Annotated in this window: 25 protein-coding genes, 1 tRNA gene and 1 pseudogene; 21 read left to right on the top strand and 6 right to left on the bottom strand. The window is 60.5% G+C overall.

The features are described 5' to 3' along the window. Positions 1–88 precede the first annotated feature (88 nt). A complete protein-coding gene (locus PR018_RS09560; RefSeq protein ID WP_142823279.1) occupies positions 89–1,315 on the top strand; it encodes an MFS transporter in 1,227 nt (408 codons plus the stop codon). Then, the gene (locus tag PR018_RS09555; RefSeq protein ID WP_142823278.1) at positions 1,308–1,847 is read left to right on the top strand and encodes a GNAT family N-acetyltransferase; all 540 of its coding nucleotides are present in this window, start codon (positions 1,308–1,310) and stop codon (positions 1,845–1,847) included. Before PR018_RS09560 ends, PR018_RS09555 begins: the two co-directional genes overlap by 8 nt. A 22-nt stretch (positions 1,848–1,869) precedes the next feature. On the opposite strand, the gene PR018_RS09550 is transcribed toward PR018_RS09555, so the two are convergent. After that, on the bottom strand, positions 1,870–2,640 hold the full coding sequence (locus tag PR018_RS09550) for a pyrroline-5-carboxylate reductase (RefSeq protein ID WP_142823277.1): 771 nt from the start codon (positions 2,638–2,640) through the stop codon (positions 1,870–1,872). 212 nt (positions 2,641–2,852) lie between these two features. Here PR018_RS09550 and PR018_RS09545 point away from each other — a divergent pair, with 212 nt between their 5' ends. The 7 genes from PR018_RS09545 to PR018_RS09515 all read left to right on the top strand — a co-directional run bounded on the left by PR018_RS09545 (position 2,853) and on the right by PR018_RS09515 (position 8,405). Then, complete coding sequence (locus PR018_RS09545; protein WP_142823276.1) at positions 2,853–3,953, top strand: branched-chain amino acid aminotransferase; 1,101 nt, start codon at positions 2,853–2,855, stop codon at positions 3,951–3,953. A gap of 273 nt (positions 3,954–4,226) precedes the next feature. Next, positions 4,227–5,252, top strand: coding sequence for a cell division protein FtsZ (gene ftsZ / locus PR018_RS09540; protein WP_142823275.1), 1,026 nt, complete (start codon positions 4,227–4,229; stop codon positions 5,250–5,252). Between the two features lie 195 nt (positions 5,253–5,447). Continuing rightward, a complete protein-coding gene (locus PR018_RS09535) occupies positions 5,448–6,038 on the top strand; it encodes a PadR family transcriptional regulator (protein ID WP_142823274.1) in 591 nt (196 codons plus the stop codon). Between the two features lie 25 nt (positions 6,039–6,063). Next, the gene (locus PR018_RS09530; protein ID WP_142823273.1) at positions 6,064–6,876 is read left to right on the top strand and encodes a siderophore-interacting protein; all 813 of its coding nucleotides are present in this window, start codon (positions 6,064–6,066) and stop codon (positions 6,874–6,876) included. A 147-nt stretch (positions 6,877–7,023) separates the two neighbouring features. Then, positions 7,024–7,446, top strand: coding sequence for a secondary thiamine-phosphate synthase enzyme YjbQ (locus tag PR018_RS09525; RefSeq protein ID WP_142823272.1), 423 nt, complete (start codon positions 7,024–7,026; stop codon positions 7,444–7,446). A gap of 125 nt (positions 7,447–7,571) precedes the next feature. Beyond that, positions 7,572–7,874, top strand: coding sequence for a hypothetical protein (locus PR018_RS09520; RefSeq protein ID WP_142823271.1), 303 nt, complete (start codon positions 7,572–7,574; stop codon positions 7,872–7,874). Between the two features lie 180 nt (positions 7,875–8,054). Next, positions 8,055–8,405, top strand: a complete 351-nt coding sequence (locus PR018_RS09515) for a hypothetical protein (RefSeq protein WP_142823270.1) — start codon at positions 8,055–8,057, stop codon at positions 8,403–8,405. 87 nt (positions 8,406–8,492) lie between these two features. Here the strand turns inward: PR018_RS09515 and PR018_RS09510 are convergent, their stop codons facing one another. Further along, a complete protein-coding gene (locus PR018_RS09510) occupies positions 8,493–9,236 on the bottom strand; it encodes an SIMPL domain-containing protein (protein WP_142823269.1) in 744 nt (247 codons plus the stop codon). Between the two features lie 149 nt (positions 9,237–9,385). Here PR018_RS09510 and PR018_RS09505 point away from each other — a divergent pair. The 4 genes and pseudogenes from PR018_RS09505 (at position 9,386) to PR018_RS09490 (ending at position 12,165) form a co-directional block, all read left to right on the top strand. Continuing rightward, positions 9,386–9,461: transfer RNA gene (locus PR018_RS09505), tRNA-Ile, on the top strand. Positions 9,462–9,694: 233 nt separating this feature from the next. After that, complete coding sequence (locus PR018_RS09500) at positions 9,695–10,039, top strand: hypothetical protein (RefSeq protein WP_224127743.1); 345 nt, start codon at positions 9,695–9,697, stop codon at positions 10,037–10,039. 654 nt (positions 10,040–10,693) lie between these two features. Continuing rightward, positions 10,694–11,069, top strand: a pseudogene (locus tag PR018_RS09495) (transposase); the annotation flags it as partial. Positions 11,070–11,928: 859 nt separating this feature from the next. Further along, positions 11,929–12,165, top strand: coding sequence for a hypothetical protein (locus tag PR018_RS09490; RefSeq protein ID WP_142823608.1), 237 nt, complete (start codon positions 11,929–11,931; stop codon positions 12,163–12,165). An 83-nt stretch (positions 12,166–12,248) separates the two neighbouring features. On the opposite strand, the gene PR018_RS09485 is transcribed toward PR018_RS09490, so the two are convergent. Next, positions 12,249–13,205, bottom strand: a complete 957-nt coding sequence (locus PR018_RS09485) for an AraC family transcriptional regulator (protein WP_142823268.1) — start codon at positions 13,203–13,205, stop codon at positions 12,249–12,251. 191 nt (positions 13,206–13,396) lie between these two features. On the opposite strand from PR018_RS09485, the gene PR018_RS09480 reads away from it, so the two are divergent. Beyond that, on the top strand, positions 13,397–14,047 hold the full coding sequence (locus PR018_RS09480) for an NAD(P)-dependent oxidoreductase (RefSeq protein WP_142823267.1): 651 nt from the start codon (positions 13,397–13,399) through the stop codon (positions 14,045–14,047). A 93-nt stretch (positions 14,048–14,140) separates the two neighbouring features. Here the strand turns inward: PR018_RS09480 and PR018_RS09475 are convergent, their stop codons facing one another. Next, complete coding sequence (locus tag PR018_RS09475; protein WP_142823266.1) at positions 14,141–15,034, bottom strand: LysR family transcriptional regulator; 894 nt, start codon at positions 15,032–15,034, stop codon at positions 14,141–14,143. Positions 15,035–15,140: 106 nt separating this feature from the next. On the opposite strand from PR018_RS09475, the gene PR018_RS09470 reads away from it, so the two are divergent. The 3 genes from PR018_RS09470 (at position 15,141) to PR018_RS09460 (ending at position 20,565) form a co-directional block, all read left to right on the top strand. Then, positions 15,141–16,247: an aldo/keto reductase gene (locus PR018_RS09470; RefSeq protein ID WP_142823265.1), complete on the top strand. Its 1,107-nt coding sequence runs from the start codon at positions 15,141–15,143 to the stop codon at positions 16,245–16,247. 197 nt (positions 16,248–16,444) lie between these two features. Next, complete coding sequence (locus tag PR018_RS09465) at positions 16,445–18,373, top strand: HAMP domain-containing methyl-accepting chemotaxis protein (RefSeq protein WP_142823264.1); 1,929 nt, start codon at positions 16,445–16,447, stop codon at positions 18,371–18,373. 341 nt (positions 18,374–18,714) lie between these two features. Further along, positions 18,715–20,565, top strand: a complete 1,851-nt coding sequence (locus tag PR018_RS09460; RefSeq protein ID WP_142831458.1) for a methyl-accepting chemotaxis protein — start codon at positions 18,715–18,717, stop codon at positions 20,563–20,565. 187 nt (positions 20,566–20,752) lie between these two features. On the opposite strand, the gene PR018_RS09455 is transcribed toward PR018_RS09460, so the two are convergent. Both PR018_RS09455 and PR018_RS09450 read right to left on the bottom strand, forming a co-directional pair. Next, positions 20,753–21,121 carry a response regulator gene (locus tag PR018_RS09455; protein WP_142823262.1) on the bottom strand — a complete coding sequence of 123 codons (369 nt, stop codon included), beginning with the start codon at positions 21,119–21,121 and terminating at the stop codon, positions 20,753–20,755. A gap of 168 nt (positions 21,122–21,289) precedes the next feature. Further along, positions 21,290–22,903, bottom strand: a complete 1,614-nt coding sequence (locus PR018_RS09450) for a tlde1 domain-containing protein (protein WP_224127740.1) — start codon at positions 22,901–22,903, stop codon at positions 21,290–21,292. A 342-nt stretch (positions 22,904–23,245) separates the two neighbouring features. Between PR018_RS09450 and PR018_RS09445 the strand changes: the two genes are divergently transcribed. The 4 genes from PR018_RS09445 (at position 23,246) to PR018_RS09430 (ending at position 24,959) form a co-directional block, all read left to right on the top strand. Continuing rightward, positions 23,246–23,662 (top strand): hypothetical protein, encoded by a 417-nt coding sequence (locus PR018_RS09445; protein WP_142823261.1) that lies wholly within the window; start codon positions 23,246–23,248, stop codon positions 23,660–23,662. Between the two features lie 112 nt (positions 23,663–23,774). Then, positions 23,775–23,936 (top strand): hypothetical protein, encoded by a 162-nt coding sequence (locus PR018_RS09440; protein WP_162854782.1) that lies wholly within the window; start codon positions 23,775–23,777, stop codon positions 23,934–23,936. Positions 23,937–24,081: 145 nt separating this feature from the next. Next, positions 24,082–24,432, top strand: a complete 351-nt coding sequence (locus tag PR018_RS09435) for a CAP-Gly domain protein (protein ID WP_142823260.1) — start codon at positions 24,082–24,084, stop codon at positions 24,430–24,432. A gap of 95 nt (positions 24,433–24,527) precedes the next feature. After that, positions 24,528–24,959, top strand: coding sequence for a pyridoxamine 5'-phosphate oxidase family protein (locus PR018_RS09430; protein WP_142823259.1), 432 nt, complete (start codon positions 24,528–24,530; stop codon positions 24,957–24,959). Positions 24,960–25,049 lie beyond the last annotated feature (90 nt).

The raw sequence follows: 25,049 nt of genomic DNA, 5'->3' as shown, positions 1-25,049 counted from the left end.
TGTTTCGAGCGGAGCAGGAGAAGTAAGTCTCCCATGGCAGTCTCCGCGTCGACCTGTATCAGGCGGCCGGTGTTCCCGAGGACATCCGATGGACAGCGATCAACCTGCCGGGGGTAGCGTGCTGCGCAACCCCGCCTATCTCTCCTTTGTTGCCTCCAGGGTCTGTTCGCAACTTTCCTTCCAGGCGGTGACCGTCGCACTCGGCTGGATGATCTACGACCAGACCCACAGTGCCTATGCCCTTGGCCTCGTCGGCTTCTGCCAGTTCCTGCCGATGGTCATCCTCACCTTCGTCGTCGGCCATGTCGCGGACCGCTTCGACCGACGTCGCATCGGCCTTGCCTGCCAGATCGTCGAGGCGGTCACGGCGGTGGTACTTGCCATCGCCGTGTGGCGCGACTGGCTCGGGCCCGCCGGGATCCTAGCCGCCGTTGCTGTGCTCGGGGCCGTGCAGGCCTTCGAGCGGCCGACGATGGCAGCGCTTTTGCCGAATATCGTGCCCGCGCCGCTGTTGCAGAAAGCCATCGCCACCTCGACATCGATGATGCAGACGGCGCTGATCATCGGCCCGTCGGTCGGCGGACTGCTCTACGGCCTCGATGCGGTGGCACCTTTCGTCATGGCGTCGGTGCTGTTTGCCGTCGCCAGCTTCAACGTCATCTCCATCCGCATGGCGCGCCGGGTGCCGGTGGCGCGTGCGCCGGTCACCCTAAGCTCGGTGTTTGCCGGCGTCGCCTTCATCCGCAGCCGGCCGATCATGCTCGGCACTATCTCGCTGGACCTGTTTGCGGTGCTGCTCGGCGGAGCAACGGCGCTGCTGCCGATCTTCGCCCATGACATCCTCAAGGCCGGTCCCTGGGGGCTTGGCCTCCTCCGGGCGGCACCGGCCGTTGGCGCGCTTGCCATGTCGATCGTGCTGGCGCGCCGGCCGATGCAAAGCGGGGTCGGCAAGACGATGCTGCTCGCCGTCGCCATTTTCGGACTTGCCACCATCGTCTTCTCGCTGTCGAGCAACATCGCGCTTTCCGTGTTGGCGCTGCTGGTGGTCGGTGCGTCGGATACCGTCAGCGTCGTCGTACGCAGTTCGCTTGTCCAGCTGCTGACGCCGGATTCGATGCGCGGCAGGGTCAATGCGGTGAATTCGCTGTTCATAGGTACGTCGAACCAGCTCGGTGAATTCGAATCGGGTATGCTGGCCGGGGCCCTCGGGCCGGTGGCGACAGGCGTCATCGGCGGTATTGGAACAATCGTGGTGGTGCTGGCGTGGATGAGGTTGTTCCCGGCGCTCGCCAAGGTGGAGACTTTGAATGGCTGAGGCAGTAACCCTCGAGGCGTTTTCGCCGCGGCATTTCGAGGCACTGATTGGCTGGTTTGGTACCGAGGTCGAATTGATCCAGTGGGCGGGTCCGACGCTGGCGTTTCCGCTCGATATCACCCAGTGCGAGGCGATGCTGGCCGAGACGCAAGGGGAAGCGCCCGAGCGGCTGATCTGGACGGCGCGGGCGCTGGATGGCCGCATCGTCGGCCACGTGCAACTGGCGCTGGATCGCCGAAATGGTGTGGGCCGCCCGGCGCGCGTCGCCATAGCGCCTGAAGAACGCGGTCGTGGTTTTGGCCTGTCCATGCTTTCGGCAGTCGTTACACATGCCTTTGCCATCGAGGGCATGGAGCGGCTGGAACTGAACGTCTACACTTTCAACAGCGCCGCGATCCGCACCTATGAAAAGCTCGGTTTCGTGCATGAAGGCGTGCGTCGCTCCTGCGCCCGTGTCGGCGATGAAAGATGGGATATGGCGATGATGGGGCTTTTGAAGTCCGAATACCGCGCGATATCCAGCCAGCGCTGAACGGGATGGCTTCTCCCGATGTCTACTTGCCCCTGATGCGGGCGAGGACGTCGTCGAGCGCTTCGGTCAGCGCCTTCGCACCGCCCGCGGCTGTAAAATCGGAAAAGACCTGCTCGTTGAGGCCGCCCTTGGTCGAGAATTCACCGCGCAGCACGTCGAAATCCGGTGCTTGCGGCCGGGCGGCGGTATCGGCGAGGCTGGCAAACAGCGGCGCAAGGTAGCTCTTCGCCTGGTCGTAAGGCATCCCCTGCGCTTCCAGCCAGCGGCTGCCGATCTCGAGAATGCCGAAGAAGGTTCCCATCAGGGAGCTGGCTGAGCCGAGAAGCTGGTATTCCTCCTCGGTCCTTGCTTCGACGGTCGATCCCAGCGCGTTGAAAAAGGCGGCGACGTCTTCGTCCGGCGGAAAGATGGCTGTCACGCCCTGCCGCTCGGCGACGAAGGGCAGAGGGATCGCCCGGGTCAGCCGCAGGTCTGTTCCGATCCAGTCGGAAAGGGCGGTCCCGTCAGTCGCAGCGATCAGGCTGACGACGTGCTGGTCGGCGCGGAATGTCAATGCCCGCACCACAGTCTCGGCGATCTGCGGCCGGATGGCGAGAAACACCATGTCGGCGCCATCGACGACGGCCTGGTTGTCTTTGGCGATGTGGACGAGGGGCGAGGCGGCAGAGAGCCTGGCTGCGACGTCGGCGTTGCGCGGCGACACGAGGATAGATGCGATGGCGAGATCTGCACCGAGCGCGCCGGTGACGATCGCTTCGGTAATTGCGCCGGTCCCGATAAATCCCAATCGCATGCACGTCTCCCTTGCCCTTTTCGTCATCTATCGCCGGTTCTTCTCTGAGGGCAATGTTGCAGGAGCGCGATTGGTGCTCTGCCCACGCGGATAACGCGATTTCACGACGTTTTTGGCCAAGGCAGCACTGCCCATTTGCGGAATTCCCCGTTATTGTCCCGTGAATCATTGGCGGGCGGCAGGGTCGATCGCTGCGTTACAAGGTGGATGGAATGGACACGACTTCAAAGATTGCCGATATCAAGATCGATTTTCACCCGTCGCCGGTCTCCGACGCCGACCGTGCGCTGGCGCTGGCGACACCGGGTTTCGGCAAGGTGTTCACCGACCATATGGTGCTTGCCCGCTGGACCACAGAGAAGGGCTGGCACGACGCCAAGGTGACCGCCCGCCAGCCGTTGTCGATCGATCCGGCCAGCGCCGTGCTGCATTATGCGCAGGAAATCTTCGAGGGGATGAAGGCCTACAAGACTGCCGATGGCCGTATCCTGCTGTTTCGCCCGGAAGAAAATGCACGACGCTTCTCCGACAGCGCCATCCGCATGGCAATGCCGCCGGTGCCGGAGGACCTGTTCATCAAGGCGGTCGAAACGCTGGTGCGGGTCGACAAGGCGTGGATCCCGTCGGGCGACGCGAGCCTCTATCTTCGCCCCTTCATGTTCGCCAATGAAGCCTTTCTCGGCGTCCGTCCGGCGCATGACTATATCTTCTGCATTATCGCCTCGCCGGTCGGATCCTATTTCAAGGGCGGCAGCAAGGCTGTGTCGGTCTGGGTCGAAAAGCATTATACGCGCGCTGCCAATGGCGGCACCGGCGCTGCCAAGTGCGGCGGCAACTATGCGGCCAGCCTCGTTGCGCAATCCGAGGCAGCCAAGCAGGGCTGCGACCAGGTGGTGTTTCTCGATGCCGCCGAGCATCGCTGGATCGAGGAACTCGGCGGCATGAACGTGTTCTTCGTCATGAAGGACGGCAGCATGGTGACCCCGCCGCTCGGCGGCACGATCCTGCCCGGCATCACCCGCAAATCGGTGATCGCGCTGGCTGAGGCCAAGGGTCTGCGCGTCGAGGAGAAGCGCTACTCGTTCGAGGAGTTCCAGGCAGATGCGGCGAGCGGAAAGCTCCGCGAAGCCTTTGCCTGTGGCACTGCGGCTGTGCTTGCCGGTATCGGCCTGATCAAGCATTCGGACGGCCAGTTCACCATCGGCGATGGCGAAACCGGGCCGCTGACGGCGGAATTGCGCACTGCGCTGGTCGGCATGCAGCAGGGTGCCACCAACGACCCGCATGGCTGGACGCACGCCGTCGAGGTCTGACCCTCTAGCCTGGCCGGCGCGAAAAGGCCGGCCCGTGCTGCCTGTCCGACCGGACATGGTCCGCGCCGGCAGGCGGCAACCGCTCTGGCGCGATGCTTTCGGCGGCTTTAAAAATCCTGCACGGCTTTCACCTGTTTTTGCATATATGCCTGCTCTTAGCCTTTTTAACCCGCTACATTGGGCCAATTGATTCGGAGCGGTCGTCGCGGGCGACCATTCCGACGCGCACCAGGATAGCAAAGCCCACCGCGCCGTGGGCACGGGAGACGACACATGGCCATCATCACAAAGCCCGACATTGCCGAGATGCGGCCTAAAATCACCGTCATCGGCGTCGGCGGCGGCGGCGGTAACGCGATCAACAACATGATAGCGGAAGGCCTGAGCGGCGCTGAATTCGTCGTGGCAAACACCGACGCGCAGGCCTTGACCATGTCGAAGGCAACCCGCCTCATCCAACTCGGTGCGCAGGTCACAGAAGGTCTCGGCGCCGGTTCGCTGCCGGAAATCGGCCGCGCGGCTGCGGAAGAATCGATCGACGAGATCATGGACCACCTGCAGGGCACGCACATGTGCTTCGTCACCGCCGGCATGGGCGGTGGCACCGGCACGGGAGCAGCTCCGGTGATCGCCGCTGCAGCACGTGCTGCCGGTATCCTGACCGTTGCGGTCGTAACGAAGCCCTTCACCTTCGAAGGCAAGCGCCGGATGGAAGCTGCCGAAGAGGGGATCGAGCGGCTACGCGAGGCGGCCGATACCGTCATCGTCATTCCCAACCAGAACCTCTTTCGCATTGCCGATGCCAAGACCACCTTCGCCGATGCCTTCGTCATCGCCGACCGCGTGCTCTATTCCGGCGTTGGCTGCATCACCGACCTGATCGTCAAGGAAGGCCTGATCAACCTCGATTTCGCCGACGTAAAATCCGTCATGCAGGGCATGGGCCGGGCTATGATGGGTACTGGCGAGGCCTCAGGCGAGGGCCGTGCAATGAAGGCGGCCGAAGCGGCAATTGCCAATCCGCTGCTCGACGACGTATCGCTGAAGGGCGCCAAGGGCGTGCTGGTGTCGATCTCCGGCGGCATGGACATGACATTGTTCGAAGTCGACGAAGCCGCTACCCGCATTCGCGATGAAGTCTACGAAGATGCCGATATCGTCGTCGGCGCGATTTTCGACCGCAATCTCGATGGCGCATTCCGTGTCTCCGTGGTTGCCACCGGCCTCGACCGCAGCCAGACCAACAGCGAAATGGCAGCCAGTGCCGTCGCCGAGGCACAGCGACCCACGCTTCAATAGTCCAAGCTTTTTACCTGACAAGCGCCGGCCAATGCGGTTCACCCAGGATCGCGTCGGCCGGCGCAACTGTATCCGGGAGGCGGATTTCGTTCTTCTTTCGCATCGGACCGCTGGATCGATCTTCGCTTGCGAATAGCTCCGTGCCGATATATCTTAAGATATGTTTTCTGTTGTATCTTACGTAAGGAAATTGTGATGCGCGATCATCATGGACGAGACGGACGTGGCAGGGGCGGGCATGGCCGTTTCGAGGGCGGGTTTGCCGCCAGCGGCGCCTTTCGGGCCGGCCGCAAGCTCAGCTCGGGCGATCTGCAGCTGCTGATTTTGGCGCTGCTGGCCCGACAGCCTGCCCATGGATACGAGCTGATCAAGACGATCGAGGATATTTCCGGCGGCTTCTATACACCGAGCCCTGGGATGATCTACCCGGCGCTCACCTATCTCGACGAGATCGGTCATGCGGTTTGCGAGGCCGAGGGTAACAAGAAGCTGTTTCGCATCACCGAGACCGGTCTTTCCGCGCTGTCGGCGGACAGGGCCGGCGCCGACCGCATTCTCGACGATCTCGCCCATATCGGTTCCAAGATGGATGCGGTGCGCGACGTGATGGAGGGGCGCGGTCCACAAGCGGGGCAGGACCCGGAGGCTCATGGCCACGAGGCGCTTGAAGTGGCGCGGCTGGCGATCAAGACGGCGCTGTTCCACAAGCGCGGCTGTTCCACCGACGAGGCGAGCCGGCTGGCAGACATCCTCCGCCGCGCCGTCGCCGAAATCAATCGCGGCTAGAGGCCGCCTCCACCAAGGAGATTTCATGACAGAAAAACACGCCATCGGCCGGGTTCGGCACGAACTGCGTCGCCGGCTTCTGACCGTCACGGCAACCGAACGCCTGACGCCCAACATGCTGCGCATCACGCTGGGAGGCGAGGATCTCGCCGGCTTCGTCAGCGCCGGATACGACGACCATGTCAAACTTTGCTTTCCCAAACCCGGCGAGGAGCTACCGGTATGGCCGGCCATCGGACCGGATGCGACGCCACTGGCAGAGGGCGTCGTCGCGTCTCCGGTGCGTGACTTCACGCCGCGTCGATACGATGCCGACAGGCAGGAACTGACGATCGATTTTGCCGTGCACGAGGCCGGTCCGGCCAGCGACTGGGCCGTCAACGCGGTGCCGGGAAGCCGGCTGGGGGTCGGCGGTCCGCGCGGTTCCTTCCTCGTCACCGACGATTTCGACTGGTACCTTCTGGTCGGCGACGAGACGGCGCTGCCAGCCATCGGCCGACGGCTGGAGGAACTGCGCACTGGCGTGCGCGCCATCGTTATCGCCGCCGTGACGGGCCCAGCCGAAGAGCAGGCCTTTAGCAGTAGCGCGGACCTCGACATCAGATGGCTTCACCGACCGCTGTCGGCTGCAAGCGACACAGCCGCGTGGCTCGCCGCGCTTTCCGACCTGACCCTGCCTGATGGCGACGGCTATGTGTGGATTGCCGGCGAGACGGATGTCGCCAAGGCCTTGCGCAAGGTGCTGGTGGAGCAACGCGGCGTGCCGCGCGGCTGGATAAAGTCGGCCGGCTACTGGCGCCATGGCAGCGCGGGCTTTCACGAAAGCCACAGCGACTGAACGGGGCGGGTACGCCAAGGCACATGCCGGGGTTTGCCGGCCTGAAAAGAACGCCGGCTGGTCGATAGCCGGCCGGCGGTCTCGCTGCCCTTGACTTTGTCGCCGCCGCGACCGACCTCACGGGAAACCGTGCGCGAAGGAGTTTTCATGCCGCAGACCGTTCTCAAGCTGTCGACCCATGGCCAGGGGCTGTACGAATTCACGGATGCGGCGGCGGCGTTCGTGCGCCGCAGCGGTGCGGAGGAAGGGTTGCTCACCGTCTTCGTGCGCCATACCTCGGCCTCGCTGATCATCCAGGAAAACGCCGACGACGACGTCAGGACCGATCTCGATGCCTTCTTCCGGCGGCTGGTGCCACCGTCCTCCGATCCGTCCATGCGCTGGGTGATCCACACTGCCGAGGGCGCCGACGACATGCCGGCCCATATCAAGGCGGCGCTGACGCAGACGTCCATCGGCATTCCCGTCAACAACGGTCGCCTGCTGCTCGGCACCTGGCAGGGGATCTACCTTTTCGAACACAGGGATCGGCCGCACCAGCGCGAGGTAATACTGCATCTCGGCGCATAAGTTCCGGAGAGAACGCTGAATATGAAGTGAACGGGCCGTTGGCTTGTCGTTCAAGCTCGCTCCTCTAGGTTTCACCGCATGCCCGATCCGTCGGGCAATGAAATTGAGGAAACGGAGTGAATGCGATGAACCTGTTTGCGAAACTCGGAACCGCCGGCCTGATTGCGTTGAGCGCAGTGTCGGTCATGGTGCCCTCGGTCTCTGCTGCCGGTCTTTCGTCTCCGGTGGAGAAGGTCCGTTACGAACATCGTGGTCGCGACATCTGCTCGCCGCTGATGGCCGTGCGCAAGGCACGGGCCGCCGGCATAAGGCGCGCCGAGATTGCCAAGATCACGCCGCGCCGCGTCGTGGTCGTCGGCCGCAGCCACCATGGCATGGAACGGATGGTGTTTGCCAACCAGTCCGATTGCCCGGTGCTGCGCCGATAGGGGGGCAGGCTTTCCGCACCGCTTAGCGATATTTGATCTGGCGTCTCGCGGGACTTGCTTTTAACTGGAAGATGCCTTTGGCTGATTCTGAACCGTTTTCGGTTCCAGCCGTTGCACCAGCGCCGATTGCGCGGGAGGCGCGGTGGGCGCTGATCGTATTTACACTCCATGGAGGATGACATGAAACTTATTCTGGCCAAAGCCGCCCTGACGGCGGCGCTGATTGCCGGTGCCTTTTCCGGCACGGTGACCTCGGCCTCTGCACAGAACCTCGATATCTACGTCGGTCCCGGACATCACCGTCCGCCACCGCCGGATTATTACGGCCGTCCGCCGATGCCGCCACCCGGCTTCCGTGGTCGCGGCTGCGATCCGCGCCAGGCAGAAGGTATCGCCCGCGATTACGGCCTGCGCCGCGCCCGCGTCGTCGATGTCACGCCGCGCCGTGTCGTCGTCAACGGTTTCAGCCGCCGTGGTCCTGATACCATCATGTTTGCCAACGTCCGCGGCTGCCCGATGATGGGCCGCTGAGGTCTGTGAACATCGAACGAAAAAGCCGCCCCGGGTCTTCGAACCCGGGGCGGCTTTCGTTTGAGGCGTTGCCGTGAGCGCTGCGGCCTATGGCTCGAGCGCATAGGTCACGTTGACAGTGACGTTATAGCTGTTCTCACCGCCGGCGACAGGCACGGCCGTGTCCGAAGCCCCTTTGAGCATAAGCGGACGCATCATCGGCTGCGGTGCTGCGCGCACGGCATTTTCCGTGATCTCGATGACGCGGCCGACCTTGACGCCGGCGGCTTCGGCGAGCGTCTTTGCCTTGGCGGCGGCATTGGCCATGGCATCCTTGCGAGCCGCCTCGATTGCCGCATCCGGCTTGTCGTTGACGAACTGGATGTCGCCGCCCTGGTTGATGCCGAGGCCGACCGCCTGGTCGATGAGGCCGCCGAGCTTGCCGAGGTCGCGCACGCGCACGGTCAGGCCGTTCGTCACCTGGTAGCCGACCAGTTCCGGCTGTTGCTGCTGGCCGTCCTTTGCAGGTGGATAATTATACTGCGGCTGGATGGCAAAGCCGGAGGTCTGCAGGTCGCGCTCGGCGATGCCGGCATTCTTCAGGGTCGCCAGAACCGCGCCCATCGCCTTGTTATCCTGATCGAGTGCATCCTGGGCAGTCTTTGATTGCTTGACGACCGACAGCGTGACGACCGCCATGTCGGGCGCGACAGCCGCCTGGCCTTCGCCGGAAACGCTGATCAGCGCCTGGCGCGGCTCGCCCGCTGCAAAGGCCGTCGCGCTGGTGAGCGTCAGCAGGGCAAGGCCGGCAAAGGCGCTGCAGGCAAGTCTGGCTGGCTGGGGCAGGGTCATCGGTTTCCTCCGTTGTTCTTCTGGAATACCCTTGTGTCGATTGATTGTGTAGCCAATGCGGCAATCCCTTGTCGTGACACAAGTTTTGGGCTAGAGGCAAGACATACCGGAGGACCATTGCTCCGATATATTGCGCAGAGCGCAAGGTAGGGCCTGTAGCTCAATGGTTAGAGCCGGCGGCTCATAACCGCTTGGTTGGGAGTTCGAGTCTCTCCGGGCCCACCACATTTTTCTATGTCCTGACGAAACCAATGGTCGCTGCAACAAATGCAACGATTGGTGCAACTGAGGCGGAAAACAATCACCACGGAGGTCATTGGCGGAAACATGATGCTTACGGTGGGGCCAAGCGGCATTGGTAGGATAGTGACTTCCTTGTTGACATCTTTGGCCGGCGGAATAGGTGAGGTGGCAAAAAACTCGGCTTTCCCGGAATACTGAATCCGGGCGAAGGTAACATGTCGGTCATTGTCGAGAAGAACAAGACCGAGAGCGTGGGTGTTTTTAATGCAGTGAATGTTGGTGCAGGAATGACGACGAATGTCGGTTTGTCCTACAGCGTCAACGCAGGTTCACGTATTAACCTTATGAGCAATGACACACTCTCTTTAACGACCCAAAACAGCACCGCATTGCAGAGTAACGGTGAACTTCACCTAACCTGTGGCAATTCAAATGTCTTGATGCACGAAGACGGTTCAATCGCCATCTCAGACACTAAACTTTTCCTGGATTTTGACGAGATTGAAGTAAACGGCGAGAAGCGTGTCGTTATTGATAGTGGGAGGATTGACCTAAATTGATGAAATCACACCAATATATCATCTTTATCGGACTGATCGGCGCGATCATTTCTTTCTCACCGGCTTTCGCTCTGAACTGTGAAACAGATGTTTCTAAGTTCGACTATACGAACGACACACCATCGACTTTCAGTTTTGGCGATAAGAGTGATGTCGACAAAGCCTACAAAAAGCTAGCCGAGACCGTTGGGTCTCTGGACATGTATTCGAAGCCAGTTGTGTTTTTTTCCAAAGGATACACCGGGATAACACAGTACTTTTGTCCTGGCGAGAAATGTACATCTCAGGATATTGGGAAGGGATTCAGTATATGTTCTGCTCGTGGCATGAGCGCGGCTGACTCATGTTATCCTCTAGCCGTCGTGTATCACAGCAAAATGTATTGTCTGCTCTATCCAAGCGGAGAAGCTCCCGACTCCAAAAGGCCCTTTAAGCAATATATTCCATTCGACGAAAGTAAGTAAACATGGACAAAAATATATTTCCTTTTGGAAATGATTTGAAAATCCAGACCCATAGGCGGGACTTGCCAACACGCTTTCTTCAAGTTGGTTGATAGGCTACCATTCGGGAGTTTCCTTGATAATCGGCTGACCTGCCACTGAGAATTTCCTCCATAATGGGTAAGGGTCCGGCCTATTAAGGGACGGACGAATGAAGAAGCAGAGATTTACGGAAGAGCAGATTATCGGTGTGCTGAAGGAGCAGGAGGCTGGCGCGAAGGCTGCCGATCTCTGCCGCAAGCACGGGATTTCAGAAGCAACATTTTATAACTGGAAGGCCAAATACGGCGGCATGGAAGTCTCCGAGGCGAAGCGGCTGAAGGCGCTTGAGGACGAGAATGCCAGGCTAAAGAAGTTGCTGGCCGAGCAGATGCTGGATGCGGCCGCACTCCGCGAGCTTCTTGCAAAAAATGGTAGGGCCCGCCGCCCAGCGTGACGCCGTTACGCATCTGAAGACCGTCATGGGTCTTTCGGAACGACGGGCCTGCAACATCATATCCGCCGAACGCAAGACGATCCGCTATCGCAAATGGAAGTGCGTGCGCAACTTCAAAATAGAACGTCGCTTGTCGATCGACGCGGAAAGATGGGTACCAGTCTCGTGGATCTTATGGCCAGTGTTTCGAGCGTACCAGGCAGTCTAAATGACGACCTTGATGTGGCGAGGGTCTGGGTCTATGGGGAACAGATCTACATGTTGTCCCACGCTCACAACACACTAAAGGGTATCCCTATGCACGACTCTCGGGTGAGCGCTTCCGTCGATTTGGGTGTTGTCGAACAATCGCGATACAGCGCCCGAAGCTTCATTTGGGCATTTTTGGCGACAAATCGCCAATTTTCGTAAAAACTTAAATTGCTGATTTTATTACATAATAGTCGGGCTGATGCGTGAATCATTGCAGGTTTGTTGCGTGAATCACAGTGACGTCGAATCTTTTCAATCACTTAGGTGTTGCGGCGGACTCTTGTCTCGTCATGTCCGACCCGGAGACATAGGTGACAACGTCGTGCCGAACGGGTTATCGATGGTTTGCTACATGCTTGTTGCCAGATTAGACTTTCCGAGACTGGTCACCGCCGTCAGGAATGTTGGTCCCACTGTCGCGGACAGGTCGGTGTCGGTCTGAAGCCTGGCCGACAGCAAAAGACCGTGGCCGCCATTCACTTTAGAATTCGGATCGGACACATCTCGCGGGGCGGTCTGGCGGATCGCCCGCCAGGCAGGGGCTCTGACCGGTTTCACAATATATGGTCTGTATCGCGCCTCTCCGACCCGGTCGTAATGTTTCAATCCATGTTCCCCTATTGACGCCAGCGATTTTCACCACAATAGGATCGGGGCGGAAAAACATAGTAATCGCCTGACAGACGGCGACCGGAGTGATCGTGAGCGAACCAACCGTAGCAGACGCAACAAACCGGGTTTATGAATCGCTTCAGGCGAACAATGCCGATATCGACTTATATATCGCGGATCTGAAGGCAGCGTTGACGCGAGCCGGCCTGAAAGAGGCCGTATTCGACCCTTCACGGCTCGTGCAGAACAATCGCTCAGGCAGGAAGCTGATGCAGGCCTACTTTCGCCAGCGCGGCGTAACCGTAAAATTCTCGGCGTCGTAAAGCTATGTGGTGCTGCCAGACGGGCGGGCTGAGATTTCACGCTCGCTGACCCCTGCCAGCCATCACGGCCGCATGGGCACAGGCTACGCCCCGCGCGCGGCTCGGCGGCTGTACTGGCGCGGTGTGCAGCCCATTTCCCTGCGGAATGCGAATACGAATGCGCTTTCGGAATCGTATCCGAGGTTGCTGGCTATGTTGGCTATAGTGTCCGGGGTGGTCAGGAGGCGGTCCGCTGCGAGCATCATTCGCCACTGCACGACATACTCCATTACCGATACTCCAACTTTCTCCTTGAACCGGAAAGCGAAGGCCGAGCGGGACATGCCGGCGCGCTCTGCGAGTTGCCGAACGCTCCATCTGTGGCCGGGCTGTTCGTGAATGGCGGTAACGGCTCGGTTAAGGCGCTTATCCGACAGGGCGAACAGCCAGCCTATGCCGATCTCTGCCTGTTGCGCGAGGTGCAGCCGCAAAACCTCGACCAACATCGTCTCGGCAAGGTATTCGGCAACTAGAACGCTTCCCGGTTGCGGATGCCTCAGCAACGCCATCATCCGATCCAGATAGGCTTTGAGGGCGTAGCGATCCGCGCCATCGTCGATATGCAGTATCTCGGGAAGGGCGTTGAGCAGATGGCTCGACAGCTCCTGCCTGAACGTGAAAATGGTACCGAACAGGCAACAGTTACCGCCGCCACCGATTTGAAGCACGCGCCCGTTGAGGGGACCGTCCACCTCGTCATAGATGTTGCCCGGGTCGATTGCCGGGTCGCTTGCCAGGGAAAAACGGTGGCCATGGGGCAGGGCAAAGAACTCGCCTTCCCTAAGCAGGATAGGGTCCGGTCCATCCGCAACGGAGAGCCAGCACTGGCCGGATACGATCGCGAAACAGCGAAAGGCTGAATCCGCCGCGAAGCTGTAGGACCAGTTGCCGCCAAAATCCAACCCGCCCGACATATAGCCGCGCGTTTTCACCAGTGACAGCACGTCCGATAGCGGATCGCTGGCCAGAATGGACGATCGCGATACTAATGTGGATTCCATGCCATAGAACCTACGGAGATCCCGGTCTAATTTCAACTCACGGAAACGGGAGCGAAAGACGCGAGTTTTTCTGACGGGAGCAGCCGGCTGTGCGTGAACGGGTGTGGCAGGCTTTGGACTCGGAGCCAAGCGGCAAGGGCCTCACTCCTATGGCGCCGGGGCGTGGTTGCACTAACGAACGGATATCACGAATGACCCAACAATCGACTTTTCTGGTACTCGGCGCCACTGGCGGTACGGGCAAGCATTTCGTTTCCCTGGCTCTTGCGGGCGGCCACAGGGTGAGGGCACTGGCGAGGTCTCCGGAAAAGCTGGGCGGCGCAACGGCGAACCTCGAGGTGCGTCAGGGGTCGATCACGGATCCGATCGACACGGATGCCTTGGTGAGCGGGGTCGATTTCGTCATTTCGATGCTCGGCGATGTCAAGCTCCAGAGGACCGACAGGATCAATGCCGCCTTCGTGAAAAGGCTTGTCCCCTCGATGCGGCGGCACGGCGTAAAGCGTCTTCTCTACCAGGCGGGAGGACTGAGCAGACCCTATAACGGGAGACTTTCTCCACTCTTCTGGACGATACGCAACACCTTGGCCCGCGCCTATATCGGTCAGCATGAAGACAACGAAGCGGTGATGCAATATCTTGCGACAGAGGCCAATGACATGGAGTGGATCGTTCATAGAGCGGGAATAGGTTCGGACGGTCCGTCGAAAGGCGTGCTCGAGCGGTCGGCATCCAACTTCAGCGTAGCAACACACTGTGACTGCGCGGTTTACAATTATAGGATAATCATGACGCCTGCGGCGATTCATACGTCTGATCTCAGCTGTTACGCCCGCAGCTAGGCTCAGTGGCCTCTGCAAGAGCGTCCGGATGCCATTACGGCAATGTTCGCGCCGGACGGTCGGCGATGCATTTCTACATGACCTCGGATAAGATCACGCCTCCTCCTTCAGCGCGGCTATGAGGGCGCGCAGGGCTGGTGGGGTCTGGCGGCGGCTGGGGTGGTAGAGATAGCAGCCCTGGAACGGCGGGCACCATGCATCGAGGACGCGGATCAGCCTGCCTGCGGCGATGTCGTCTGCGACGTCGTCTTCCATGATGTAGCCGAGGCCGGCACCGGCGCGAACGGCTGCGGCGGCGAGGTCACCATCGTTGACGACGAAGGATCCGGATGTCCTGATCTTGATCTCGCGTGCCCCCGACTGGAATTCCCACGGCAGGAGACCACCGGCACTGGCGAGCCGATAGCCTATGCAATTGTGTCCTTCGAGATCGGCCGGCACCTCGGGCTTCTTGCGGTTTTCGAAATAGGACGGCGTGCCGACGACGACGGTCCTGAGATCTGGGCCGACGCGCACCGCGATCATGTCCTTCGCCACCGTTTCCCCGAACCGAATGCCGGCATCGAAACCGTCGGTGACGATATCCACCAGCCGGTCGTTGATGTCGACTTCCACCTCGACATCGGGGTTTTCCAGAAGAAAGGTCGGGAGCTTCTGGCGGAGAATGGTCCGGGCCGGGTAGGAAAAGGTCGTCAGCCTGACCTTGCCCGAGGGACTGTCGCGCCATTCGCCAAGCGCTTCCAGCCCGGCTTCGATCTGGGTAAAAGCCGGCTGGATATGCTGCAACAGCCGCAGGCCGGCATCGGTCGGCGCAACGCTGCGGGTCGTGCGCGCCAGCAGCCTGACCCCAAGCCGCTCTTCGAGGCCCCTGATCGCATGGCTGAGTGCCGACGGCGAAATACCCAGCGCTGCTGCTGCCCGCGTGAAACTGCGCTCACGCGCCACGGCGGCAAATGCCATCAGATCATTCAGTTCGCCGCGTTCCATTGATGCAGTGTGCTCATAAGTTCATGCGCCATGCAATGGATAATCGAGGTTTCCGGCGTGCTGTAGGATGAGCGCAGCAACACATCGAAACCGGAAGGATATTCGCATGGATCTCACCAGCTATCGCACGCTCGGACGTTCGGGCCTCATCGTCAGCCCGCTTGCGCTCGGCACCATGACATTCGGCGCCGGGCGCTGGGGTTCGGGCAGCAAGGCATCGCGCGAGCTTTTCGATACCTACATCGCTGCCGGCGGCAACTTCTTCGATACGGCGGATGTCTATTCCGGCGGGCGTAGCGAGGAGATGCTGAGGGACTTCATCGCGGAGGCGGGATTGCGCGACCGGGTGGTGATCGCAACGAAGTCGGGCTTTTCCCGGAGCCAGGGCACGCCGCTCCATGGCGGCAATGGTGCCAAGAACATCCGGCTCGGCATCGAGGGATCGCTGAGACGGCTGCAGACCGACTATATCGATATGTACTGGATCCATGTCTGGGATCGCACGACCCCGGCAGAAGAGGTGCTGCAGTCGCTGACAGATGCGGTCCGAAGCGGAAAGATCCTGCACTACGGTTTCTCGAACACGCCGGCCTGGTATGTCGCCAAGCTCGCGACGTTGGCCGCTGCGCATGGCCTGCCGGCGCCAATCGGCCTGCAATATGCCTATTCGCTCGTTGATCGTGGCGTCGAACTCGACATTCTTCCCGCTGCTGCCGAACTCGGAATGGACCTCGTGCCGTGGAGCCCGCTTGCCGCGGGTCTGCTGACCGGCAAATACGGCCGCGACATGCTGAGCCGTGCCGGGCCGGCCGGGGCAATTCCGGACACCGCCGGCGATGGCGGCGAGGGCGAAAGCGATGGCCGCCTCAACGGTGACAATCCGTTCGGGGGGCTCCTGTTTACCGAGCAGAACTTCGCGGTGGTCGATGTGCTGAGGGAGGTTGCGGCCGAACTGGGCCGGCCGATGGCGGCGGTCGCTCTCGCCTGGCTCATGCAGCGTCCGGGCGTTGGCTCCGTACTTGTCGGGGCGAGCCGCACCGGGCAACTCGCCGAGAACATAGCCTCGCTCGAGATCGTACTGACGGGCGATCACCTTCATCGCCTCGATGCGATCGGTGCGACGCCGGCGTTCAACCCGTATTTCATCTTCGATCTGCCGAAAGAGGTGATTTTCGGCGGCACGACCGTGCGTTCCTGGGTGAGGCCCGCCTGAGCCGGAACCGGGGCCGGCAACCGGCCCCGATCAACGCCTGTGCCCCAAGCAGCATAGATGCAGTATCGAATGGTCTATGCGCGATGCGTTGCAGAAACGTCTTTATACTTTACAAGTAGTTTATATTATAATTAACGATTGTCCGATATTTTCTTGACGGTTGGTATTTCCAGCATCAGCGAATCGGGGTCAAGAGTATGAATCTTTCTGTCGCAACGAAGCTTTTAGGCATATTTTCGGTGTCTGTGGCCATGACCGCCGGATTAGGTTTTTTTGCGGTTTATTCTCTCGATTCTATTCAAACGAAAAACCATGTCATTATTGAAAAGCGCATTCCGGGTTTCATTCTTCTTGGGCAGATGAATGCTGACATCGGCGATGTTCGCATTTATCAAAGCGCCGTACTGAACGCTCCAGCGGAGCAGCGCCAGAAGTTCTCAGATATACTGAAGACTGCAATCGATAAGGTCGAGAATGACATCCGCACCTATGAGCCGCTTCTGGTAGACAAGGAAGACATCGAGCTGTTTGCCACGCTGAAGCGCAACTGGAGCGCAGGCCTGCAGTCTTGGGGTGAAGTGGGCAATCTCGCAAAGAATGCCAAAGCGGATGAGGCGAGAGCGCTGTTCTACGGCAAGGCACTCACCGACTACAGTTCGGCCGGCGACGCCGTTCAGGCAGCTGTCGATGACATCGCCATGAACACCAAGGACGAAGGCGCCGCTACGTTGCACACCATCTCCTTTGCGTCGGATGTCACATACGCGTGCCTCGGGCTTGCTCTCCTTCTTGGTATTGCCTCCGCGCTCTTTGCCATAATGAACGTCTCGCGTCCGCTTGCCGGCATCAACACCTCGATGCGCAAGCTTTCGGAAGGCGACACGGATTCGGAAATTCCCTTTGCCCGCCGGGCCGATGAAATCGGCCAGATGGCCGGCGCGGTCGAAATCTTCCGTCAGGCAGCGATTTCCAACAATCGCCTGGAACGCGAGGCGGAAGACAACAGGCGGCAAGCTGAAATCGACCGGATCGAGGGTCAGCGCCGGGCTGAAGAAGAAGCGGCCGAACGTCTGCGCATCGCAACCTCGGGTCTTGCCGATGGTCTGAAGCGCCTCGCAGCAGGTGACCTGTCCTTCCAGCTGACGGAAGCATTTTCTCCGGATTTCGATGCCTTGCGCCACGACTTCAACCGGTCGGTCGAGCAGCTCGGCGGCGCCCTGTCGTCGATCACCACCAGCGTATCCAGCATGGGCAACGGCACTCGCGAGATTGCAGCCGGCGCCAACGATCTGTCGAAGCGGACGGAGCAACAGGCTGCCGCGATCGAGGAGACCGCTGCGGCCGTCGAGGAAATCACCGTCAACGTGGCTAACTCCGCCAAGCGCACCGAAGATGCACGCGACGTGGCATCTCGCGCCAACGAGTCCGCTGGAAAGTCTGCTGAAGTCGTTTCGCGGGCCGAAGAGGCAATGGAGAAGATCGAGACCTCGTCGCAGCAGATTTCCAACATCATCGGCGTCATCGACGAAATCGCCTTCCAGACCAACCTGCTGGCATTGAATGCCGGCGTCGAGGCAGCCCGTGCCGGCGAGGCAGGCAAGGGGTTCGCCGTCGTAGCGCAGGAGGTTCGCGAGCTTGCCCAGCGTTCGGCGCAGGCAGCCAAGGAAATCAAGGGTCTCATCCACAGCTCTTCGTCCGAAGTCGCAAACGGCGTGAAGCTGGTGCGCGATGCCGGCGATGCCCTGAAGACCATCGGGCAGTTCATCGTCGAGATTAACGGCCACATGGACTCGATCGCCACGTCTGCAAAGGAGCAGGCCACCGGGCTCCATGAAGTCAATCAGGCCGTGAACTCGATGGACCAGACGACACAGCAGAATGCCGCGATGGTGGAGCAGTCGACCGCCGCGTCGAATACGCTCGCCAACGAGGCCAATACGCTTCTCGAACTCGTCAGCCAGTTCAAGCTCGAAGGGGTCAGGAACACGCAGTCATCGGCGCTCAGGCAGACGGCGCAGGCCATGGCTGCTCCGGCGCGTCAGTCCCGCCCGGCGGCGCAGTTCTCCGCACCACGCAAGATGGCAGCAGGCGGCGGCAGTTCAGGCGCTAGCTGGGAAGAGTTCTAAGCGCATCGCATTTTTATGAAGGGATTTCGGAACCGGACGGTGGAGCAGCGATCTGCTCCACCGTCCAGCACCCTTTTAGCCTCGGAGTTGTTCTTTCTGTGATCAAGGCCGGCGCGCTCGCGAAGATTGCCTCTTGCTAAAATGCACGTGTTTACAGCGTATTGACGCTCACATATCGGAGCGTGCAGTCCTTTCGGACGATCCTCAATGCGTGGCTGCATTGCCGTCCGTCGGCCGGCGAATTTACTGGAATCGTTAAGGATCCGGGGCCAGGGACGCCGCTAAGTGCATAATTTATTGAGATTTGAATGCCAGTCTTCGATTAAATGAGGACTCCCTAAATGAAAATCAATCTATCCCGCACCTTGCTGCTGTTCGGGCTGGTCGTCGGCGCCGGCCTGCTCGTGTCCATCGGTCTTCAGACCTATGCGATCGAGAAGCTCAAGGTGAACGGACCGATCTACAAGTCGATCGTCGAGGGCAAGGATCTGGTTGCCGACATCCTGCCGCCGCCTCTTTACCTGATAGAATCTTACATGCTGGCAAACGAGATCGGCAGCAACCCCGATCTCTATGCGGTCAATGCCGGAAAGATACGGTCGCTGAGGAAGGATTACGACGAGCGTCGTGCCTACTGGCGTGCGTCCGGGCTCCCTGATGGAATCAAGAACGAGCTGGAGAACGATGTTCTCGCCAAGGGAGACGTATTCTGGAAGGTCATGGACGAGCGCTTTCTGTCTACCGACAGCTCGGTTGACAGGCATGCGGCTCTGATGGAGCTGAAAGACACGTTCCACGCACATGAGGCGGCAGTCCTCAAGCTGGTGAAGATGTCGGACGCGCTGTCGGCAGCGCAGGAGGCGGAAACCGCCCGCATGTCGTCCAGCCTGATGTCGCTGGCGCTCGGTGCAGGTGGCCTGTCGGTCGTGGTGTTCCTGGCTGGCCTCGTCACCATCCGGCAGAGAGCGATCCGGCCGATCACGAAAATGACGACAGCCATGTCGAGGATGGCGGGCGGCAATCTCGACGAGGCTGCCCCTTACGCCGACCGGACCGACGAGATCGGCGCGATGTCTGCGGCGCTCAATGTCTTCCGGACGGCGGGCCTCGAAAATCGAAGCCTGCACGATCAGGCGGAGGCCTCGAGAGCCCAGACCGAAACCGAGCGGCGCGGTCGCGAGGCCGAGCGGCTGGAAGAATCCAGGCAAGTCAAGATGGTGATCGACGCCCTTGGCGCCGGGCTTGGCCGGCTTGCCCAATGCAACATGCAGACGACGATCGATTCAAGCTTCAGCGAGCAGTTCGAACCCCTGCGTGCCGACTTCAACAATTCGCTGGCAAACTTCCAGACGACGCTGGAAGAAGTATTGCAGAAGACCCGGCTGGTGCACGGCAACGGAACCGAGATGCAGGAGGCTGCGCACAGCCTTTCCAAGCGTACCGAAGAGCAGGCTTCGGCGCTGGAAGAGACCTCCGCAGCATTGGAAGAAGTAACCGCTACCGTACGGTCCTCGTCGGAGCGGAGCCTCGAGACGCGTCACCTCGTTGCCGATGCCAAGCAGTGCGCGCATGCCTCGATCATGACCGTGCAGGAATCGGTTGCTGCCATGAACCGCATCCAGGCGGCGTCGGGAGAAATTACGCAGATCATCGGCGTCATCGACGAAATCGCTTTCCAGACGAACCTGCTGGCTTTGAACGCGGGCGTAGAGGCGGCGCGGGCGGGAGATCAGGGCAAGGGCTTCGCTGTCGTTGCCCATGAGGTGCGCGAATTGGCGCAGCGCTCGGCCAAGGCTGCAAAAGAGATCAAGGCGCTCATCGTCAACTCGTCCAACGAGGTCTCGACCGGCGTCCGTCTGGTGGGAGAGACCGGCATCGCCCTGCGCAAGATCGAAGGCTTTGTCTCCGAGATTGACGCCAAGGTGGAAGCCATCGCCACCTCCAGCGTCGAGCAGGCGACGGGCCTCCAGGAAATCAGTTCGGCCGTCAACGCGCTGGACCAGATGACACAGAGAAACGCCGCCATGGCCGAAGAGACGACAGCTCTCAGCAACGAACTTTTCTCCGGATCAAGCGTGCTGACGGAACTCGTCGGCCGCTTCAAGCTCAGCCGCACATCCACCCTCCGCCACGCGGATGCCGAGATGGATGACCTTGCCCCTGTCGCCAGGCGCCAGCTGCGGCGCGCCTGAGGAAGCACAGTACGAGGGTTCAATCGCCTGCGCGTGGATAAGACCTCCGCGCGCAGGTCGCTGTTCTCCCGTACAGGATGGCACAAATCACGATGTGAGTGTGTTAGGCCCCGGCAGCAAACTGCGCGAGTGTGCGCCCCAACATTAAGTCGGTTCGACTTTCCAACAGTGCGCTGGTGCGTGCTTGCTAAGCGGCCAGCATCTGGCTGAGATTGTTGATGATCGTTTCCGGATGGTAGGGCTTGCCGACGAAACGGCTGGCCGCGGGCAGGTCGGATGGCTGGACGTTGCAGCGACCGGAGGTGACGATGATCTTGGTGTCCGGCCATTGCATCGACACCACGGCTGCAAGCTTCAGTCCATCCATCGATCCCGGCATATCGACATCCGTAAAAACAGCGCAGATTTCGGGATGTGCCGTCAAGACAGCCACGGCATTTGCGACATTCGGGGCTTCGAGAACCTCGAAACCAGCATCCTCGAGTGCGCAAACGATGTCGAGGCGGATCAGCGCTTCGTCCTCGACGACCAAAACCGTCATTTTGTCGCTTGCCATTCCTGGCTCCTGTCCGTTGCTCTGTCTCGATCTAAACGCAGGTACTTGGATTTCGATACAGGCGCATCGCAGATATATCAGGACATGTTTAATTAAATGCGAAAGAAGTGCCGGCGGGTCTTAACGTAGTCGTCCCTGCCGTCGCGTGGATCGGCTGGGACGGAGCGCTTAGCGCGAGGCGATACGGCCGGGGGCGACCGAGAGGTGGGGAACCACGAGGAGACGGTTGACTTCGCCGCGCTTGAAGGCTGCGAGGAAGCGGCGGTAGTCCTTGAAGGAGACGCAGCCGTTGGAATCGCCGCGACGGCCGAGCATGTAGGTGTGGGCCAGCAGCCCGTCGCGACCGTAGATGGCGCGCGGATCGACGGGGTTGAGGCGGATCGCCTCGACGCCGTGGAACAGCGATTCGCGCATCGTCAGGTCGTAGGTGTGCGGTGGCGTCGGGCCACGGTTCTTCTGGTTGACGTAGCGCGGGTTGTCGATCATCTGGCCAAGCCCGGAATGGGCCTCAAGCTGCTCTCCATTGGGCAGGTACACGCGGGCCGCCGAGATATCGTAGATCGCAACGCGGGTGCGGGCGTTCGGCAGCGAGGTCGGCGCCTTGAAGGCCGGCTCGTTGTCCATCCCTGCATCGTCAGGACGGGCGTAGGCGAGCAGCGCCTTGGAGGGGCGGGTCAGCTTTGCGGCCGGCGTCGTTGCCGCATCCGGCGAAGGGGCCGGGCGCATGGTTGGCAGCGGAATGCTCGACATTAGCATGTCATCAGCGGAAGACGTGCCAGACGAATCGCCGGAAGCGGTCGGCATGACCAGTCCGAAGGTCTGTTCTACAGCGACGTTGGCGCGCCGTGCATCGGGCTCGACCATGGCAGCGGCGCTGGACGGAAGACCGTCGTCGTTTTCAGCGGGGCGCTGCTGCGGCACGATCTCACGGGTGGAGACGGCTGCCGGACGGGCAGGCTTTGCGGCGGCCTGCGGGCGTTGTGCTGGCACGAGGGCCGTCGCGTCGCGCGCGGGAGCAGGCGTCGGGTCGATCATGGCCATCTGGACAGGCCGGTCTGCGGCTGACGCTGTCGCCGCCGTCGTCGGGTTGGGCATAGGTGTCGGAATTTGCGAGCCAGGGCCTGTCGGCGCGGCGCTGGCAAGCGCCAGCCTGTCGTCGCGTGAGGTCACGGGGAGGGCAGGAGCCGAGGCTGTCAATGCGCGTTCGCTGGTCGCTGCGGCGCGGTCGAGATCGACGCTTGCCGTGCGGACGGCGGCGGCATCGGCTGTTCCGGCCGGCACGGCGGCCAACGCCACTTTCAAGGCTGCCATGACGTCGGCAGGCAGCGGGCGTCCCGACTTTGCGAGCGCATGGGAAGACTGGCCTGCATCGGCGATCTCGGTCGGTGCATGTACGACGCGGTCGCTCTTGGCAATGACGGAGTAGCTCGGGGCGAGGGCGGCCATTTCGGCAGCGATTGCCGAGCGATGGGCGTTGGCGAGCGCGAGAGCGTTGATGCCGGCGGGGTCGAGGGTCGCAAGCCGCAGGCTTGGATGGCCGACAGGCTGCGACGCTGCTCGTGCCACCAGCGATGGGCCGGTTTTCTGCAGGATGGGAGATCCTGATGCGTAGGGACCGACGACGCCCTGGAGAGCGAAGGCGGTGGCTACTACCCAGGAAAAGGCGACCACGCCGGTGCCGATCATCACGGTGCCGACCGTCATGACGCGGGACGAGCCTTTCTTGCCGGCCTTTCCTGCCCTGGGACTGACGTCCCTAAACGTCTCGATCGCAAACGCCATGATACTCGTTCCACACTGATACACACTCGGGCGGCCAGGCGATCCGGAGTGCCGGAGCCCATGCTGGTGGTCAGCTAGACGATGTTTGTCTCCGCTGCTTCCCGCCGCTCGTCTCAAAGAATGAAGAATCTTGGTAACTAAACCCTTTACGCGGTGAATATTAGAAGCCTCTGCCGCAAATTTCTGTCCGTCGCGGCTCAAGAGCGGCACCTCGGCGTTCGTTTTTGGAACAGTTCGGCCGTCTTGACCGTTGCGCCATTCCGGACCGGGTGGTTAATATGACGGTACGATGACGACGCGCTGCATAGGCAATCCGTGCGGCCGAAATATGGGAGAAAAGAAATGGAAAGACGGCTTTTCCTGGCGTTCTGCGCGCTTGTGGCCGTTCCCATGACGGCTTCTGCCCAGCCGCACAGCATCGGCAAGGCGCTGACGGCATGCATCGTGCAGGCTGCCGAAGAAAACAGGCCCGTGGTTCTCGGCAAGGATAAGCCCGTGGCGCAGATTGCCTGCGATGACGACGGCGCCAGGTATTTCTACGACGCGCTCGAAACCCTTGGTGCCGAGACCAGCGATACGTCCGCCGCTGGCGTTACGCTGATTACGCGCCGTTTCGGAAGCGAGGGAGGGCCCGGAGCCTCGCGTTGCCAGCGGAAAGTCAGTGCTTCCGGAAGCTCGAGGGACGAAGACTATCACTGCTGGATCGACCTCGACGTCAACGACACGGTGCTGACGGGCTGGACGGGAAGTCGCCACTGACCTCTCGCTGATGTCGCCGCGCGCCAGACCTTAACAAGCTTTGCACAAGCCATGCCGCCTATGACTCTTCGAAGACGCCGGGATGTGACGCGGCGGGAAAAAGGACAATGATATGTCGAACGAAACAGAGACTTACCGCGACCCCAAGGATTCCACTGTCGCTCTTTTCCTGATGGACAATGATGCAGACAAACTGACGGACATTCTGGTCGCTGCTCTCAGCGAAGCCTTTCGTATTCTTGGCGAGGACGTCCCCTCCGACAGCATTCACTGATCGCCGACAGAGGCCAATTTTTAAGCGGAACGTTTGCGCCGGTCGGCAAAATGCCATAAATTATGCGATAAGGCTGTCAACTTGCAGCTGCGGTTTTCTTCACCGGCAGCACAAGGCGACGATAGTTTTCTTGCATGAGGATGAGATGAACGATTTTTACGTCGGCCAGAAAGTCGTCTGTATCGACGATAAGTTCAAGAACGTGTCGATCGACCAGCTGATCCGCAAGGACGAGATCTATACGATCCGCTGGGTTGGCATGTATTCGCACTACATCGACGGCGAATTTCTCGGCATCAAGGTAGCCGAGATCTTCCGTGGGGACGATGACGGTCCGGAAGGCTATGGCGCTGCCGACATGCCTTATCGCGCCTCCCGTTTCCGGCCACTGGTGGAAGACAAGATCAGCTCGCTGCGCAAGCTGCTGGCACCGACACCCGATGCCCCGGTCGAGCCCCAGAAGAAGGCGCCCGTCAAAAAGACCGAAAAAGTCTGAACCGACGGTAGATCGGTATTTAGAGCCTCCGACTGCCTGAACCTTCATCGCATGAACACGTTAGACGTGTTCATGCAACCTGGAGGACTGTCGGGATGAGCGAAATGACCTTGAAAGACCTGGCCGAAAAGATGCGCGATATCGATATCGCCATGCTGCTGACGCATGCCGAAAACGGTACGATTGCCGGGCGGCCGATGAGCAACAACGGCGATGTCGACTACGATGGCGACAGTTACTACTTCACCTGGGAAGAGGCCAAGATGGTCGCCGACATCGAGGCCAATCCAAAGGTGTCGCTGACATTTCAAGGCGAGAAGTCTTTCGCGGTCGCTGTCGAAGGCGAAGCAGCGCTGATCCGCGACAAGGCACGATTTGCCGAGCACTGGACGAGCGAGCTGGACGTCTGGTTCCAGGACGGTGTGGATACCCCGGGCGTTGTGATGATCCACGTCCATGCCGAACGCGTCCATTACTGGGACGGGGAGGATCAAGGCGAGGTTCAGGTTCCGGAGGACGATCAGTAGCCTCGTGAGGGACAATCGGGCGCAAACCTGCAGATTATACAACCTTACGTCTTGTCGGATGTTGCCTGCACCCTATGTCATTCCCATCGC

Origin of the sequence: Rhizobium rhododendri (assembly GCF_007000325.2) — a bacterium.
Lineage (GTDB): Bacteria > Pseudomonadota > Alphaproteobacteria > Rhizobiales > Rhizobiaceae > Rhizobium > Rhizobium rhododendri.
This window is presented reverse-complemented; position numbering and strand designations above follow the sequence as displayed.

Bases quoted from the DNA above. Each gene is read 5' to 3' on its own strand.
- PR018_RS09560 (WP_142823279.1), top strand. From the start codon at position 89: ATGGACAGCGATCAACCTGCCGGGGGTAGCGTGCTGCGCAACCCCGCC.
- PR018_RS09555 (WP_142823278.1), top strand. From the start codon at position 1,308: ATGGCTGAGGCAGTAACCCTCGAGGCGTTTTCGCCGCGGCATTTCGAG.
- PR018_RS09550 (WP_142823277.1), bottom strand. From the start codon at position 2,640: ATGCGATTGGGATTTATCGGGACCGGCGCAATTACCGAAGCGATCGTC.
- PR018_RS09545 (WP_142823276.1), top strand. From the start codon at position 2,853: ATGGACACGACTTCAAAGATTGCCGATATCAAGATCGATTTTCACCCG.
- ftsZ (WP_142823275.1), top strand. From the start codon at position 4,227: ATGGCCATCATCACAAAGCCCGACATTGCCGAGATGCGGCCTAAAATC.
- PR018_RS09535 (WP_142823274.1), top strand. From the start codon at position 5,448: ATGCGCGATCATCATGGACGAGACGGACGTGGCAGGGGCGGGCATGGC.
- PR018_RS09530 (WP_142823273.1), top strand. From the start codon at position 6,064: ATGACAGAAAAACACGCCATCGGCCGGGTTCGGCACGAACTGCGTCGC.
- PR018_RS09525 (WP_142823272.1), top strand. From the start codon at position 7,024: ATGCCGCAGACCGTTCTCAAGCTGTCGACCCATGGCCAGGGGCTGTAC.
- PR018_RS09520 (WP_142823271.1), top strand. From the start codon at position 7,572: ATGAACCTGTTTGCGAAACTCGGAACCGCCGGCCTGATTGCGTTGAGC.
- PR018_RS09515 (WP_142823270.1), top strand. From the start codon at position 8,055: ATGAAACTTATTCTGGCCAAAGCCGCCCTGACGGCGGCGCTGATTGCC.
- PR018_RS09510 (WP_142823269.1), bottom strand. From the start codon at position 9,236: ATGACCCTGCCCCAGCCAGCCAGACTTGCCTGCAGCGCCTTTGCCGGC.
- PR018_RS09500 (WP_224127743.1), top strand. From the start codon at position 9,695: ATGTCGGTCATTGTCGAGAAGAACAAGACCGAGAGCGTGGGTGTTTTT.
- PR018_RS09485 (WP_142823268.1), bottom strand. From the start codon at position 13,205: ATGGAATCCACATTAGTATCGCGATCGTCCATTCTGGCCAGCGATCCG.
- PR018_RS09480 (WP_142823267.1), top strand. From the start codon at position 13,397: ATGACCCAACAATCGACTTTTCTGGTACTCGGCGCCACTGGCGGTACG.
- PR018_RS09475 (WP_142823266.1), bottom strand. From the start codon at position 15,034: ATGGAACGCGGCGAACTGAATGATCTGATGGCATTTGCCGCCGTGGCG.
- PR018_RS09470 (WP_142823265.1), top strand. From the start codon at position 15,141: ATGGATCTCACCAGCTATCGCACGCTCGGACGTTCGGGCCTCATCGTC.
- PR018_RS09465 (WP_142823264.1), top strand. From the start codon at position 16,445: ATGAATCTTTCTGTCGCAACGAAGCTTTTAGGCATATTTTCGGTGTCT.
- PR018_RS09460 (WP_142831458.1), top strand. From the start codon at position 18,715: ATGAAAATCAATCTATCCCGCACCTTGCTGCTGTTCGGGCTGGTCGTC.
- PR018_RS09455 (WP_142823262.1), bottom strand. From the start codon at position 21,121: ATGGCAAGCGACAAAATGACGGTTTTGGTCGTCGAGGACGAAGCGCTG.
- PR018_RS09450 (WP_224127740.1), bottom strand. From the start codon at position 22,903: ATGGCGTTTGCGATCGAGACGTTTAGGGACGTCAGTCCCAGGGCAGGA.
- PR018_RS09445 (WP_142823261.1), top strand. From the start codon at position 23,246: ATGGAAAGACGGCTTTTCCTGGCGTTCTGCGCGCTTGTGGCCGTTCCC.
- PR018_RS09440 (WP_162854782.1), top strand. From the start codon at position 23,775: ATGTCGAACGAAACAGAGACTTACCGCGACCCCAAGGATTCCACTGTC.
- PR018_RS09435 (WP_142823260.1), top strand. From the start codon at position 24,082: ATGAACGATTTTTACGTCGGCCAGAAAGTCGTCTGTATCGACGATAAG.
- PR018_RS09430 (WP_142823259.1), top strand. From the start codon at position 24,528: ATGAGCGAAATGACCTTGAAAGACCTGGCCGAAAAGATGCGCGATATC.